Genomic DNA, 15,316 nt, shown 5'->3' on the forward strand with positions numbered 1-15,316 from the left:
TGAAATACATACAACTCACGCGTCGGATGAAGCTTGTGTAGTTTTTTGTAGCCGCTACAAGCTTCTTGCGGATTATCGTAGTCTTGAATGATCGATAAATAATGGAGGTTAATGTTATAATTGTAGTTATATAGTACTGTACGGTTGATAAGACCTACATAAATTTCTTATATCTGAATCAATACCATATAAGCGATTGTACCGAATGCTATGGATAATAGCATATTTCTTCGCCAGAGATGAAGCAACGCGACGATTGCGACGGATATTAGCTCCGGTAATCCGTGATTACCGGACAATACGTTAGTGTTCTTTAGGCTATAAATAACAAGGAGTCCAATCGTTGCTGATGGAAGAACTCTACCTAGGTATTGAATGTACTTTGGGGTTGGACGTCCCGGTGGGAAAATAATGAACGGAATAAAACGTGTCATCATCGTGCCTAGCACAACCATGGCAATTGTAATGATCTGCTGAAAAGTAGACATCGTCATGCGGTTTCACCTACCGGTTCCTGTTGTTTACGAGTGATCGTAAGTGCTGCAATAATCAGGATCATTGCGGGGATCATGAAGCTGTCACGTCCAAATATGATAAGGCACAGTATGGAGATAACAACGCCTACTAGAGCACTTCTATGGGTCGATCCACTCTTCCATTGCTCAATAAAGATAACAACGAATAGTGCTGTCATCACAAATTCGAGACCTTCCATATTCATGTGAAAAATCGATCCGAATACTCCCCCGATACAAGCGCCTACGACCCAATAGCAATGATTTAGCAGCGTGACGAAGAACATATACCAACCGCGATCCACTCCTTCAGGGATCTTCGCGGAATAATTGATGGTGAATGATTCATCACAGAGACCAAAAATCAAATAAAGCTTCTTCAGCCCCGTACCTTTAAACTTCTCCAGCATAGATATGCCATAAAATAGATGTCGTGCATTAACCATTAAAGCAAACAATAATGCACTTAATGGATGATAAGCACCTAATAACAAGTGAACCGTTAGAAATTCCACCGATCCAGCATAAATAAGCGAGCTCATTAGAAAGGTATAGATCACATGAAACCCTGATACATTCATGTAAATTCCGTAGGCGATCCCCAAAAATAAAAAAGCGGCAAGAATGGGAAAGGTAGCAGGAGCCGCGGTGCGGAATGCTACATAAAGTTTGTTATTGTTACGCATGTTACTTACAACCCCTTAGCTTATGTCCATGTCATTGTAGCAGTGCGAATCCATACAATCAACGGTATAATTGTATGGATTACAATTTTGTGGGAGGACAATATGCCGATCAATTCTTTTGTTAATTACCCGATGTCGTGGCGACCTGACAGACATACGCTGAAGCGTCCGATCTATCATTCCATAGCCTCATTACTTGAACAAGATATAGCTAGCGGTCTTTTGGTACCCGGAACGAAGCTTCCCCCTCAACGTGAGCTAGCGGATTTTTTAGATGTTAATTTCACAACAATTACACGCGCTTATAAGCTATGCGAAGCTAAAGGACTCATCTATGCTATTACAGGAAGTGGTACCTTTGTGGCAACGAATGCAACGCGCTCGATAGCAATATCGAAGGACAAAATTTCTCATGACTGTATTGATCTGGGGCTAGTTGCTTCGTTTGAGCAGAGTAACTCGATCGTAGCTCAGGTCGCAAGAAGGGTTATGCATAGAGGCAATATAGAGGAACTATTAAATTACAATGATCCTACAGGAATGCCACATCATAAACTGGCAGGCCTATCATGGATGCAAGCATTTGGGATACAGGCAAATATCAATAACATCGCAATTGCATCCGGTGGCCTGAATGCGTTGGTCATTACGTTATTTGCTCTCTTCGAACCTGGACAACGGATTGCCGTTGATGTATTCACCTATTCTAATTTTATTGAGCTTGCCCGAATGTATCGTATTCAGCTTGTTCCGATTCCAGGCGATGCCTCTGGAATGCTACCACAAGTGCTGGATAACCAGTGCCAGCTGCTGGATATACGTGGTATATTCCTGATGCCTTCTTGTACAAATCCTACAACCGTTATGATGACTGATGGGCGGAAGCGTGAAATTGCTAACGTTATCCAGAAACATAACTTGCTGCTCATAGAAGATGATATTCATGCGTTCTTAACGGCAGGTCATTTAGAAGAATACAAACAACCGATGTACTCATTGCTTCCTGATCAGACCATCTATATTAGCAGTACGACAAAATCTATTTGCTCTGGACTTAGGATCGCTTATATCGTATTTGGAGAGAAATTCAAAGAGAGAATTGAGCGGGCTATTTTCAATATTAATGTGAAGACATCCTCCCTAGATGCCGAGATTATTTCTGAGCTTATTGTATCGGGTAGTGCTGCTGAGATTGTCGCATATAAAAAAGAACTGGTCCAAGCTGCGAACAAGCTATTTTCGACATATTTTCCACAAAAAGCAGCCGAAGGGCACCCCTTAAGTTTTTTTAAATGGATTCCCTTATCAGGATACCGTACAGCCGCTGAACTGGAGTCAGAACTGTTACAACAAGGCGTTCGAATATTCCATTCCGATTGGTTTCTTAGTGGTGCCAGCACACCGGACAAGTATGTACGTGTAGCCTTATCGTCGTCATCCTCATTGGATGAGCTGGACACTGGACTGAAGATTCTGAAGCAACATATGTCCTTAGACTAGGATGTGTCTGAAAGCTCAGCTTGCAGAGAGATTCTCTGTGGGCTGATTCGGATTTTTTGCATCTTAGTATGTGATAAATATAACTATTTAAATTTATGAATATACAAGCTGTGATGACTGATGTAAAATTACAATACCTGAAGCGTCCTGGAACAGCTTAAGGGCTTTTTGCATGCTCTTTTGCAGATTGCAAAGAATAGGGGCATGTCTACTATAGAAAGATTAATGGAGGTAGGAGAGTTTATGAAGAAAAAAGCATTAAAAAGAATGTTGATGTTGTCGATGATGGTCGTTGTCGTCGCTGTACTTGCAGTAGGTTGTGGTTCAAAGAATAACACGAATACAGCATCGACAGAGGGTAACGCAGCAGAGGCCTCAAAAGAAGCTGTTACTTTGTCGCTTGGTTTACTGCCTTCGATTGATGCGATTCCTTTTGTAATTGCTCATGAGCAAGGTTTTGATAAGAAGCATGGAGTGAACCTAGATATCCAAACGTTCAAGAGTGCAAAAGACCGTGATGTCGCTTTTCAAGCAGGCAAGTTAGAGGGTATCAGTGCTGATTTGGTTGCAATTTCTATCTACAATGAAGCCGGGCTGGATGTGAAGATCACTAGCACAACTTTTGGTGAATTCGATTTATTGACTGGGAATGACGCCATCCAAGATGTGAAGGATCTGAAAGGAAAAACCGTGATTTTGTCCAAAAATACCTCCACACAATATACTGTGGCAATGATGCTGAAACAAGCGGGTTTAACGGAAGATGATATTACGGTAACTGAGGTTCCACAAATCCCTACCCGTTTAGAATTGCTTAAGAACAATAAGGCAGATGCAGCTATTTTACCTGAACCATTTGTAACTATGGGTAAAGCTTCAGGCTTGCGCGTGCTTAGCTCCACGCATACAGCGGGAGTGAATCCATTTGTACTGGCTTTCCCACAAACCGCTATTGATGCTAAGGCAGATGCGATTCGCAACATGTATGCTGCTTATGACGAGGCTGTAGCGTATATGAAATCTCATGATCAATCCGAATATATCGATCTTGTGATCAAAGAAGTTGGTTATCCAGAAACGTTGAAAGATGAGATCAAGGTACCTGATTATGTCCCTGCCAATCAAGTGGATGTGAAAGAAGTAGAAGCCGCATTTGCATGGGCACGGGAAAAAGGTTTGCTTAGCAAAAATATCTCGGCTGAAGATGTGATTTCTGATGTCCAATTCAAAAAATAAGGGACTCGTCATTAAGGGTCTTAAAGTAGAGTACAAGACAGGTCAACTGGCCTTAGGAAAGATGGATCTATCTTTACCGGAGCATGGGATTTACACGATCATCGGACCCTCTGGCAGCGGAAAATCAACTTTATTACGGGCGATTGCGGGCTTGCTGCCAAGCTATATGGGGCAAATTGTTTTTAATGAAAAATCCGTGCATGATAAAGAAAATCTGATCGGCCTGGTACCGCAAAACTACGGGCTTCTTCCATGGAAGACTGTACATGATAATATTCAAATCGCGATGAAAATCTCGCATACTGCGAGCACATCCAAGCAAGAACGGGAGAATCAGATTAATCAGTGGCTGTCATCGATGGGAATCTATGATTTAGCTGATCGTTATCCTCTATCACTCAGTGGAGGACAGCAGCAAAGAGTGGCAATCGCCAGAGCGTTCGCCATTTTGCCCACTATTTTACTGCTGGACGAGCCATTCTCCGCACTGGATGCGATTACTAGGGAAACGCTGCAGATTCTCTTTTTGGATAACTGGTCAGCGCATCCGGCGACTACCTTATTTGTTACCCATGATGTGGAAGAAGCTATTCTGCTGGGGCAGAAAATTATTGTTATGCCGTCTAATAAAAAAGAAGCTCCGGAAATGATCGATAATCAATTAGTGTTTCAGATGAAGCATGAAGATAAGCGGGACAGTGTAGATTTCTTTGAGCAGACTAAGCGAATCAGAAAGGTAATGCAGGAGATATGGTGAGAAAAAATCGGATTCATCACATAATAAGACTGTTGTTTGTGTTCTTTTGTATGAATGTGGTTTGGTATATTGCCTATTTGCTTATGAATCATTCGATTTTGCCGAGTCCATTCGCTGTATATAACGCTATGTTTCACTTAGGTGGGCAGGAAATTGCTTTAAATGTAGGATATAGCTTGTTCAGAATTTTTGCAGGGGTAGTGCTGGCGTTAATCATTGGACTGCTCATTGGTCTTCTGATGGGACGTTCGCTGACCTGGAATAAGCTGCTTGACCCTGTGGTCTACTTGACCTATCCTGTTCCCAAAATCGCCCTGCTTCCCGTTGTGATGCTATTCTTCGGGCTTGGTGAAACGTCCAAAATCTTAATGATCATGCTGATTCTCTTGTTCCAGATTATTATCTCCGTTAGGGATGGTGTGAAGGCTATTCCTGAGAATACCTATGATGTCTTAACGAGTATAGGGGCAAGTACAGTGCAGAAATTCTGGCATGTGACACTGCCAGGTGCACTGTCGGTCATTCTGAGTACGATTCGTATTTCACTGGGAACAGCGATATCTGTACTCTTTTTCACGGAGATTTATGGAACTGAGCATGGCATGGGCTTCTTCATTATGGATGCTTGGTTAAGACTGGATTATCCGGAGATGTATGCGGGAATTATGCTGTTCAGCTTGGTGGGGTTTGTCCTCTTCTTACTTGTTGATTATCTTGATTACAAGTTTATGAAGTGGCGGAATTAAATGTAGTTGGAGATTTAACTATAGCTTTCCTTTGTCGATTTTAGGCAAGGGGGAGCTTTTTTTTTGTGATTTTAGAGTGGAAACAAAGGGGCTTCAAATTAGTATATCAATTCGGTTAAGATGGATAAGTATTCGATAAACTGTATTGGATACACATCCAAACTAAGGGAGTAAAACGATGAATAAGCGCACATCGGGATTTGAGTACGGCACAGCATCCTTTGCTGAGAAGAAAGTTACCTGGCTGGAACTATTTTATGATCTGCTTTTTGTAGCTGCAGTTTCAAAAGCGAGTCATATCTTGTTGCATGTAGAGGCGGGTACAATTCCACTTGAATATTTATCTAAATTTATCTTAATATTCATTCCGATCTGGTGGGCCTGGGTGGGACAATCGCTTTTTGTAAATCGGTTTGGACAGGACATCTTTTCACACCGAATATTTCTGATTCTACAATTATTTTTTGTATTAATAATGACGGCCAGCTTATCGGTTAACTTTGATCAATACTATATGCCATTTCTAATCGGTTATGTTGGCTTAAGAGCTATGACTGCCATTCAATATCTTACGGTAAATAAGAATGAAGCAGCTGATAGAAAGGACACTGCCCGTTATCTGGGAAGTCGTTTTTGGATTGGATTAGTGATCTCTGCTTTATCACTTTTCTTTGACTCTTGGATACGTTATGTAGTTTTGTATACAGGAATTACTATAGACATTTTGCTTCCATTAATCGGTCGGAGATACTTGGTGAAAAGCCCGATAAACACTCATCATTTATTAGAACGTTTCTCGTTGTTTACCCTTATTCTGCTTGGCGAATCTGTGGTCAGTATACTTGCAGTCTTACAGTCTAGCCACTGGACGTGGCAATCTATTTTATTTGCATTATTAACTTTTCTATTAATTATAGCTATGTGGTGGCAATACTTTGATAATGTTGAAAAGAAAGTGGACAAAACCATAGAGACTGCCGGGCAAACTATAATTTATGGGCATTTATTTATTTATGTAACCTTAAGCATGATTGCAGCTTCAATCCAACTGCTATTTTTAGAACAATTAAATTACACATTTATGGTATGTTTTATTTTTGGATCGGTCCTGCTCTACTTCTTCTCTACCTCACTGGTCTTCCATAAATATAGACGTATACAGCAACGGTTAGGGATATTTCATTTGGCGTTATTATTAGGTATACTTGGAGTTTTTTTCGCAGTAGATTTGTTGTTCCTTATACCCAATTACCTGATCATTGGAGAAATGGTGTTATTTTTTGCTGTGTATGCAAAATTAACGACTTGAGCTTCGTTGTATCGAAGCTGAATAAATTGAAGAAGGAAGCCGGGTCATTGCAACCCGGCTTCCTTCTTTCATAATGGGAGTGTGCGGTATCCCCCTGTCGTTATTGCCCAAGAAGCGCTGGCACGATAAATCGGCCGAACACATTAGCTGGTGAGCCTTTCTTGTATTTATCCGCAGTAATGACTGCAACCAGCTCATAGGATGGAACCACAATAATATGCTGGCCCATGAAGCCAAGCGCAAAATAATAAGGGATCTCCTTTGGCTGCTGCTCCGTACCTGCATTGAATGATGATACCCACCAGTGCCATCCGTAGAAGCCCTTCTGTGGTAGCGTGGCTGCGACATAGGGGCGAGTGGACTTCTGAACAGTACCCGAATGAATGAGCTGTTGATCCTTCCAGCGCCCTTCTTGCAAATAAAGGAGACCAAATTTCAGCATATCCTCAGGCATCATATAAAGGCCAAACCCACCAGTATGTATGCCTTGTGGATCACTGTCCCAGCGATAGCTTTCGATGCCAAGCGGCTGAAATAGCTGATCTTCAGCAAATGCTGCAACGTCTTGTCCAGAACATTCACGCAGGATAGCGGATAAAATCTGGGAGCAGCCGGAGTTATAGTTCATCTCAGTGCCTGGCTTATGAGATAGCGGCTGGGCGAGCACAAACTTTATCCAGTCTGCGGTTCTAGTCATAGTCGGAAAGGAATTTTGCCCCCCAAATTCTGTCCAGTTAAAGCCTGCGGTCATCGTTAATAAGTGACGGATAGTGATCTCTCTTTTTCGTGGATCTTGATCCTCTTTTAATGAAGGGAAAAATAGAGAAATGGGTGTATCCGGTGGTGGAACCATTTGTTTATCTATGGCTATGCTGACTAAGGCGGCGAGCACGCTTTTGGTGCATGAGTTAATTTTACCTAGCTCCTTAGCGATTTCTGGCTCGCGATAATGCTCCAGTATAGGTTTTCCATGTTGAATGATTAGACAACTGCGAATTTCTAGGCCAGTAATACCGTCTATAAGCGGCTGAAGGTTCCAATCAGTAATGTGAATGGCCCCCTTTCATAGATGAGTTGAAGCTGTAGCTGCCTACCATTATAGCTTATATAGGGTGCATTACATAAACCTTGTAATTTCCTGTCGTTAATTAAATATGGAAAATATAAGTAATTATCTGTATAATGTTATGAATCACGTGTTAGAGGAGGATGAATTCTTTTGAAAAGCAATAACACTCACTTTGTTCATCAGACAGCTAAAACGGTATTGATTACTTCAGTGGCGCTCGCGTTATTATTACCCCCTGGCTTGGCCGCAGCCGATTCTACATCTGTTAGTAGCAACACTACGGTAACACAGGTTAGCACACAAGCGCCGGTGACTACAACGAACTCTGAGGCAGATCTTACAAAAGTGAAATTCACGCAGGAGCAAGCGATTGCGAAGCTAAAAGAATTATTCCCATCCCTAAAAGATGCAACGGTAAACAATGTACAACTGGGATCTAATCAAAGCTACCCCCCTCCAGCAAATCAAATGATCTGGAATATTCAGTGGCAGATTCAAGAGGGGAGTATGGGATATGGCTTTAGCAGTGAGGTAGATGCCATTAATGGAGATATCATCAGTACGTATATTTCATACCCTCGTGAGAATAACGAATCCTATTATCCACCGAAAGTATCGCAGACTCAGGCACTGGAGATCGCCAAGGCTTTTGTGACTAAGGCAGCCTCATCGGTTAAGAGCAGTGATCTGCAATTAAATGAGAATGCTGGTTATAATTATTTTTCGAACTCTTTATTCGGTCCTGTTCAATACAGCTATTACTTCAGTGTCATGAAGAATGGTCTTCCTTCTGGATCGGATAACATTAATATAGCCGTGGATGGCAACGGTAATGTAATTCAATTCTCTAAGTTTTCTCAAGGGCTTGAGTATCCATCTGCACAGCCGAAGATTACCTTGGAGCAAGCACAGAAGCAATTTGCGGAACAGTTTGATGTAGGCCTTTTTTACATTCCTACTTATAAGAACGGAAAACCTAACAACTGGATTCTAGGCTGGCGTCCAGTGGATCAGTCTCTATATCCTATCGATGCATTGACAGGCAAGAGAATAGATTATGAAGGAAAAGAATCCGTATCTACCGCAGTCGTGTATTCAGATGTAGCAAAGAGCAAGGATGTCTTTCAAGCAAGAACTTCAACTACAGAGCTTACTGCAAAAGAAGCGGAACAGCTTGTAAAGAAGGTTGCATATATTCCAGCAGATCGTAAATTGATCTCCCAAAGCTTGAGAAATGACTATCAGGATACAGATCGGAAGATCTGGCAGTTATACTGGGGTGGGGCTAGTGGAAATGAACGCTACATTGGGGCTGGCTTTCCAGAACAATCCTCTGCCGAGATCGATGCAAAGACCGGTGAAATATTACAGTACCAGGTTCAAGCTTATGGTGCTACTCAGGATAAGAAGAAGGAAGAGGCGGCCCCTGCTGGAGGGAAGAAGCTTAGTGAGGCCGAAGCTAAGACTAAAGTACTTAGTATAATAAATAGCCTATATCCTCAGGCGAGTCAGAAGCTAAAGCTTGTAGAATATGGAGATAACTCAAACGTTACTTCAGACGGATCAGGATTTAGATATCAGTTTATTAGATATCATCAAGGCATTCCTGTGAGTGACAGTACCCTTACGGTAAGCTTGGATCTTTACGGCAGACTGATTTCTTACATGGGGAATCGGATAAACGGTATCGATGAAATCACATTATCTCCTGATGCAACAATTTCCAAGAAGGAAGCGCTCGAAAGTTATAAACCTAAATATCAGACTAAGCTGAAGTATACTCAGGTTGGTGGATACTATAGTTATAATAGCTATGCCGCGCCAAAGGTGAAGCTGGTATATGATAAAACTTTTGATGAATCTAATGGATTATATCAGGTTTTAGATGCAGCCACTGGAAAATGGGTAGCGGTCTATGATTACCTCGGTCAGCAAGATGCTCAAATATCTGCAACGGATATCAAAGGTCATGCAGCAGAACAACCCTTATCAGAATTAGTAAAATATCATGTGATTACTCCGGATGCCGATGGTAAAGTAAACCCAGATCAAGAAATAACAGTTGGCGATTGGTTAACCTATCTTGCCAAGGCTTCTAATCCGAATTTCAGCAGTTATATTGCTAATAATGAACGGAAAACTGTGGCAGGTGTGAAGCCTGAGAATTCATATTATGATGTTGTTACTTATGCAGCAGATCGTAAGTGGATCAACAAGGATCAAAGCCTGCAAATTGATAGTAAGTTAACCCGGGAACAGCTTGCTGTTCAGCTGGCTAATTTTTTGAAATACAACAAACTCACAGCCTATCTTGATAAAGATGTAACGGTAAGTCAGTTCAGTGATAGTGCATCTATAAACAATAAGGGTGCAGTGGCTCTTGTTGTGAAATTGGGAATCCTAAAGGATGACAACGGCAAGTTTAATCCGCAGCAGACGGTAACGAAAGCACTGGCGGCTACGGTGATTATGAAGCTAGTGGAACTGCAAGGTAAGACTGATCAGATCATTGGTCAATAAGAATATATAATGCAGAGCCTGCTTCCCATTTGATGGTGGAAGCAGGCTTTTCTGTATGAGGAGCAAAATAGGGAGTAAAAGAAAACAACCCGAAAGACAAACACCTTTACAGAAGGGGTGTGTCTTTCGGGTTATATTTGTTTTTGCTATTCAAATACAATTACTGGAGCTGTTTATCTACTTCTTTAACTGGATTCTCGTTAGCGTTCTCTTCTACCTTGCTGCTCATAAACCAACCGATTGCAGCGATGAGCACGAGTACAACATAGAAGGTAACCTTCCAAATGGTACTATGCGCGAAATCCTCGGAAAGAACACCAAGTGAAGGGTGTGCCAAGGTAATGACTGCGAGCTTAACGCCGACCCAGCCTACGATGAAGAAGGCTGCAATTTCAAGACCTGGACGGGTGTGCAGCAGCTTAACGAAGAAGGAAGCTGCAAAACGCATAATGACCAATCCGATAAATCCGCCGGCAAAGATGACGAGGAATTGTCCACCGTCAAGGCCTCCGATTTTTGGAAGACCACTTGCAGGTAGTGCAACCGCAAGTGCAACTGCGGCTAGGATGGAATCCACCGCGAAGGCGATGTCAGCAACTTCTACTTTAAAGACAGTAAACCAAAAGCTGGATTTCTTTTTGTTGACTGCACCGCCCGTACCGCTTTCAGCTGCTTCATCCGTAACGGGCTTCTTGATTAATAGTTTTCGGAAGATATGGTTCCCCGCGATAAACAGTAAATAAAGTGCGCCGATGGCTTGTACTTGCCAAATATCAACCAGGTAAGAGATGACAAATAGTGAACCGAAGCGGAACACGAAGGCTCCGGCTAATCCGTAGAATAGTGCTTTTTTTCTTTCCTCATCAGGAAGGTGTTTAACCATAATTGCCAATACCAGTGCGTTATCTGCGGCTAGTAGTCCTTCAAGTGCTACAAGAACTAGTAATACCCAGCCGTACTCTAATAATAATCCCCAATCCATTACTGTTGTCCTCCCTTTTCTTATGCAAATATCTACTAAAAGATACTTACCTTACCATTTTAACCAATTTTATATAAAAAAGACCTTTACCAAACAGATTAGCCTTTGGAATAAAGGTCTAACCTGATTGGTAAAGGTCTCGCTAACAATGTTGAATTGCCAATAAAGCCGGAGAATATCCTCATATTCTCGTATTGACGACTTTATTTAACAGCTACTCCCCTTTACGGGATATATTAAATTTTTGATTTAATTCATTGTGATTTTGCCTAAGGAGATCATATACGAGTTGAAAGTTAATGTCAATAAAATGTTGGAGGAATAAGAGTTGATAGTAAGGGAATGTTGGAGGCTGTAAATCTGGATTGCATTGCTACGAATAGGAGAGTTTAATTTTTCTGAGAGGGAGATTAAAAGTACATGTATGTCTGTTAATCTATGCTGATAATCAATGAAGAAGTTTATTTAAATAACAAATAAAAGGGCACTTACTAGACGAATATCTATGTTCTCCTATAGGTAATTGGAGTAGTATACATTAGGTTTTCGTGGAGGTGCTAAAAATGGGCCATTCCAATCATATGTCTAAGAAAAGCTGCAAAAAAAATGATTCTCCGTCAAAAAGAAAATATCATTTGGTTAAAAAATGTTCTTCAAAGAACTATTGTTGTAAGCGAAAAATCATCAAAAAGAAATGTGCTAATAATCGCACCCGCGGCATCACTGGAGCAACGGGCCCCGCTGGAGTAACGGGCCCTACCGGAGTCACGGGAACGACGGGTCCCGCAGGAACAGTTGGAGTCCCGGGAACGACGGGCTCCGCCGGAGTAGCGGGAGCCACGGGAGCGACGGGCCCCGCTGGAGCAACCGGAGCCACGGGAACGGCGGGCCCCGCGGGAGTAGCTGGAGTCACTGGAACGACGGGCCCAGCGGGAGTAGTGGGAGTCACGGGAACGACGGGCCCCGCTGGAGTAGCGGGAGACACGGGGACGACGGGTCCCGCCGGAGTAGCGGGAATCACGGGAACGACAGGCTCCACGGGAGCAGCTGGAGCCACGGGAACGACAGGCTCCACGGGAGCAGCTGGAGCCACGGGAACGACGGGCCCCGCTGGAGTAGCGGGAGACACGGGGACGACGGGTCCCGCCGGAGTAGCGGGAATCACGGGAACGACAGGCTCCACGGGAGCAGCTGGAGCCACGGGAACGACGGGCCCCGCGGGAGTAGCGGGAGCCATGGGAACGACGGGCCCCGCCGGAGTAGCGGGAATCACGGGAACGACGGGCCCGGCAGGAGTAGCTGGAGTCACAGGAACGACGGGTCCGACCGGAGTAGCCGGAGTCACTGGAACGACGGGTTCCGCGGGAGCAACCGGAGCCACTGGAACGGCGGGTCCCGCGGGAGTAGCTGGAGTCACGGGAACGACAGGCCCCGCGGGAGTAGCTGGAGCCACGGGGACGACGGGTCCCGCGGGAGTAGCCGGAGCCACGGGGACGACGGGTCCCGCGGGAGTAGCCGGAGTCACGGGAGCAACGGGTCCAGCTGGAGTAGCTGGAGTCACGGGAACGACAGGCTCCACGGGAGCAGCTGGAGTCACGGGAACGACAGGCTCCACGGGAGCAGCTGGAGTCACGGGAACGACGGGCCCCGCTGGAGCAGTGGGAGCCACGGGAACGACGGGCCCCGCGGGAGTAGCTGGAGTCACGGGAACCACAGGCTCCACGGGAGCAGCTGGAGTCACGGGAACGACGGGCCCCGCTGGAATAGCAGGAGCCACGGGGACGACGGGCCCTGCCGGAGCAGCTGGAGTCACGGGAACGACGGGCCAAGCGGGAGTAGTGGGAGCCACGGGAACGACAGGCCCAGCTGGAGCAGTGGGAGCCACGGGAACGACGGGGCCCGCGGGAGTAGCGGGAGCCACTGGAACGACGGGCCCAGCTGGAGCAGTGGGAGCCACTGGAACGACGGGCCCAGCTGGAGTAGCGGGAGTCACGGGAACGACGGGCCCCGCCGGAGTAGCCGGAGTCACGGGAACGACGGGTCCAGCTGGAGTAGCTGGAGTCACGGGAACGACGGGTCCAGCTGGAGCAGTGGGAGCCACGGGAACGGCGGGGCCCGCGGGAATAGCGGGAGCCACAGGAACGACAGGCTCCACGGGAGTAGCCGGAGCCACGGGAACGACGGGTCCCGCCGGAGTAGCCGGAGCCACGGGAACGACGGGTCCCGCCGGAGTAGCCGGAGTCACAGGAACGACGGGTGCGGCAGGAGTAGCTGGAGTCACGGGAGCAACGGGCCCCGTGGGAGTAGCTGGAGTCACGGGAACGACAGGCTCCACGGGAGCAGCTGGAGTCACGGGGACGACGGGTGCGGCAGGAGTAGCTGGAGTCACGGGAGCGACGGGACCCGCCGGAGTAGCCGGAGTCACAGGAACGACGGGTGCGGCAGGAGTAGCTGGAGTCACGGGAGCAACGGGCCCCGTGGGAGATGTGGGTCCTGCCGGAGCCACGGGAACGACGGGTGCGGCAGGAGTAGCCGGAGTCACAGGAACGACAGGCCCCGCAGGAGTAGTCGGAGTCACAGGAGCGACAGGCCCCGCGGGAGTAGCTGGAGTCACGGGAGCAACGGGCCTCGTGGGAGATGTGGGTCCTGCCGGAGCCACAGGAACGACAGGCTCCGCGGGAGTAGCCGGAGTTACGGGAACGACGGGCCCCGCCGGAGTAGCGGGAGCCACGGGAACGACGGGAACGACGGGCTCTGCGGGAGCAGCTGGAGTCACGGGAACGACGGGTCCCGCCGGAGTAGCCGGAGTCACAGGAACGACGGGTGCGGCAGGAGTAGCTGGAGTCACGGGAGCAACGGGCCAAGCGGGAGCCACGGGAACGACGGGTCCAGCTGGAGTAGCCGGAGTCACGGGAGCAACAGGTCCCGCGGGAGATGTCGGACCCGCTGGAGTAGCAGGAGTCACGGGAGCAACGGGCCCAGCGGGAGCCACGGGAACGACGGGCCCCACCGGAGTAGCTGGAGCCATGGGAACGACGGGCCCTGCCGGAGCAGCCGGAGCCACGGGGACGACGGGTCCCGCTGGAGTAGCCGGAGTCACGGGAGCAACGGGCCCAGCTGGAGTAGCGGGAGCCACGGGAACGACGGGCCCCGCCGGAGCAGACGGAGTCACGGGAGCAACGGGCCCCGCCGGAGCAGCCGGAGCCACGGGAACGACGGGCCCCGCCGGAGCAGACGGAGTCACGGGAGCAACGGGCCCCGCCGGAGTAGCGGGAGCCACAGGAACGACGGGCCCCGTGGGAGATGTGGGTCCTGCCGGAGCAGTAGGAGCTACGGGAACGACGGGGCCGACGGGAGCAGCGGGAGTCACAGGCACGACGGGTCCCGCCGGAGTAGCCGGAGTCACGGGAACGACGGGCCCCGCTGGAGCAGTCGGAGCCACGGGAACGACGGGTCCAGCTGGAGTAGCGGGAGTCACGGGAACGACGGGCCCCGCCGGAGTAGCCGGAGTCACGGGAGCTACAGGTGCCCCAGGCGGAATAGCTCAGTTCGGGTATGTTTATAATTTAGGGGCTCAGGTGGTTCCAATAGAGGCGGATGTCTCTTTTGATACAAATGGACTTCTAACACCTGGAATTACACATGCCCCTGGGACCACTACAATCTCGGTTACTAATACGGGTAATTATGAGGTTGATTTTTCAGTTTCAGGTGTGGAACCCAATCAATTCGCATTATTCTTAAATGGCGCCGAGGCTGCAGGTACAGTATATGGTTCAGGTGCTGGCACTCAGCAAACTAATGGGCAGGCGATACTCGCTCTCTCGTCGGGCGATGTTCTTACGCTGAGAAATCATAGTTCAGCTGCTGCAGTTACTTTACAGACATTGGCGGGAGGCACTCAGGCAAACGTCAATGCTTCTATAGTTTTAAAGCAATTAAGCTAGGCAACAAAGAAATAGATTCTTCAGCATTAAAAAAGCGTGCAGGACTCTA

General features: G+C 46.9%; 11 protein-coding genes. 7 read left to right on the forward strand and 4 right to left on the reverse strand.

Going from position 1 to position 15,316, the window contains the following annotated elements:
- Window positions 1-167: 167 nt before the first annotated feature.
- Both MKX60_RS09605 and MKX60_RS09610 read right to left on the reverse strand, forming a co-directional pair.
- Window positions 168-494, reverse strand: coding sequence for a branched-chain amino acid transporter permease (locus MKX60_RS09605; RefSeq protein ID WP_042191355.1), 327 nt, complete (start codon window positions 492-494; stop codon window positions 168-170).
- Window positions 491-1,201, reverse strand: coding sequence for an AzlC family ABC transporter permease (locus tag MKX60_RS09610; RefSeq protein ID WP_076286038.1), 711 nt, complete (start codon window positions 1,199-1,201; stop codon window positions 491-493). The genes MKX60_RS09605 and MKX60_RS09610 overlap by 4 nt, the downstream gene beginning before the upstream one ends.
- Window positions 1,202-1,303: 102 nt before the next feature.
- On the opposite strand from MKX60_RS09610, the gene MKX60_RS09615 reads away from it, so the two are divergent.
- The 5 genes from MKX60_RS09615 to MKX60_RS09635 all read left to right on the forward strand — a co-directional run bounded on the left by MKX60_RS09615 (window position 1,304) and on the right by MKX60_RS09635 (window position 6,749).
- Window positions 1,304-2,701, forward strand: coding sequence for an aminotransferase-like domain-containing protein (locus MKX60_RS09615; protein WP_341059622.1), 1,398 nt, complete (start codon window positions 1,304-1,306; stop codon window positions 2,699-2,701).
- A gap of 243 nt (window positions 2,702-2,944) precedes the next feature.
- A complete protein-coding gene (locus MKX60_RS09620) occupies window positions 2,945-3,937 on the forward strand; it encodes an ABC transporter substrate-binding protein (RefSeq protein WP_339243355.1) in 993 nt (330 codons plus the stop codon).
- Complete coding sequence (locus MKX60_RS09625) at window positions 3,918-4,694, forward strand: ABC transporter ATP-binding protein (protein WP_341059623.1); 777 nt, start codon at window positions 3,918-3,920, stop codon at window positions 4,692-4,694. Before MKX60_RS09620 ends, MKX60_RS09625 begins: the two co-directional genes overlap by 20 nt.
- Window positions 4,688-5,440, forward strand: a complete 753-nt coding sequence (locus MKX60_RS09630) for an ABC transporter permease (RefSeq protein ID WP_042191349.1) — start codon at window positions 4,688-4,690, stop codon at window positions 5,438-5,440. Before MKX60_RS09625 ends, MKX60_RS09630 begins: the two co-directional genes overlap by 7 nt.
- Before the next feature lie 178 nt (window positions 5,441-5,618).
- Entirely contained in the window at window positions 5,619-6,749 is a 1,131-nt protein-coding gene (locus MKX60_RS09635) for a low temperature requirement protein A (RefSeq protein WP_341059625.1), read from the forward strand.
- 100 nt (window positions 6,750-6,849) lie between these two features.
- On the opposite strand, the gene MKX60_RS09640 is transcribed toward MKX60_RS09635, so the two are convergent.
- Window positions 6,850-7,797: a serine hydrolase domain-containing protein gene (locus MKX60_RS09640; protein ID WP_341060289.1), complete on the reverse strand. Its 948-nt coding sequence runs from the start codon at window positions 7,795-7,797 to the stop codon at window positions 6,850-6,852.
- A 171-nt stretch (window positions 7,798-7,968) separates the two neighbouring features.
- Between MKX60_RS09640 and MKX60_RS09645 the strand changes: the two genes are divergently transcribed.
- Window positions 7,969-10,338, forward strand: a complete 2,370-nt coding sequence (locus MKX60_RS09645; RefSeq protein ID WP_341059626.1) for a YcdB/YcdC domain-containing protein — start codon at window positions 7,969-7,971, stop codon at window positions 10,336-10,338.
- Between the two features lie 160 nt (window positions 10,339-10,498).
- On the opposite strand, the gene MKX60_RS09650 is transcribed toward MKX60_RS09645, so the two are convergent.
- Window positions 10,499-11,320 carry a TerC family protein gene (locus MKX60_RS09650; RefSeq protein WP_341059628.1) on the reverse strand — a complete coding sequence of 274 codons (822 nt, stop codon included), beginning with the start codon at window positions 11,318-11,320 and terminating at the stop codon, window positions 10,499-10,501.
- A 563-nt stretch (window positions 11,321-11,883) separates the two neighbouring features.
- On the opposite strand from MKX60_RS09650, the gene MKX60_RS09655 reads away from it, so the two are divergent.
- Window positions 11,884-15,267: a beta strand repeat-containing protein gene (locus tag MKX60_RS09655; protein ID WP_341059630.1), complete on the forward strand. Its 3,384-nt coding sequence runs from the start codon at window positions 11,884-11,886 to the stop codon at window positions 15,265-15,267.
- Window positions 15,268-15,316 lie beyond the last annotated feature (49 nt).

This window comes from Paenibacillus sp. FSL R5-0914, from assembly GCF_038004525.1.
In the GTDB taxonomy this organism is placed as follows: domain Bacteria; phylum Bacillota; class Bacilli; order Paenibacillales; family Paenibacillaceae; genus Paenibacillus_AQ.

Bases quoted from the DNA above. Each gene is read 5' to 3' on its own strand.
- MKX60_RS09650 (WP_341059628.1), bottom strand. From the start codon at position 11,320: ATGGATTGGGGATTATTATTAGAGTACGGCTGGGTATTACTAGTTCTT.
- MKX60_RS09635 (WP_341059625.1), top strand. From the start codon at position 5,619: ATGAATAAGCGCACATCGGGATTTGAGTACGGCACAGCATCCTTTGCT.
- MKX60_RS09625 (WP_341059623.1), top strand. From the start codon at position 3,918: ATGTCCAATTCAAAAAATAAGGGACTCGTCATTAAGGGTCTTAAAGTA.
- MKX60_RS09630 (WP_042191349.1), top strand. From the start codon at position 4,688: ATGGTGAGAAAAAATCGGATTCATCACATAATAAGACTGTTGTTTGTG.
- MKX60_RS09610 (WP_076286038.1), bottom strand. From the start codon at position 1,201: ATGCGTAACAATAACAAACTTTATGTAGCATTCCGCACCGCGGCTCCT.
- MKX60_RS09605 (WP_042191355.1), bottom strand. From the start codon at position 494: ATGACGATGTCTACTTTTCAGCAGATCATTACAATTGCCATGGTTGTG.
- MKX60_RS09655 (WP_341059630.1), top strand. From the start codon at position 11,884: ATGGGCCATTCCAATCATATGTCTAAGAAAAGCTGCAAAAAAAATGAT.
- MKX60_RS09620 (WP_339243355.1), top strand. From the start codon at position 2,945: ATGAAGAAAAAAGCATTAAAAAGAATGTTGATGTTGTCGATGATGGTC.
- MKX60_RS09615 (WP_341059622.1), top strand. From the start codon at position 1,304: ATGCCGATCAATTCTTTTGTTAATTACCCGATGTCGTGGCGACCTGAC.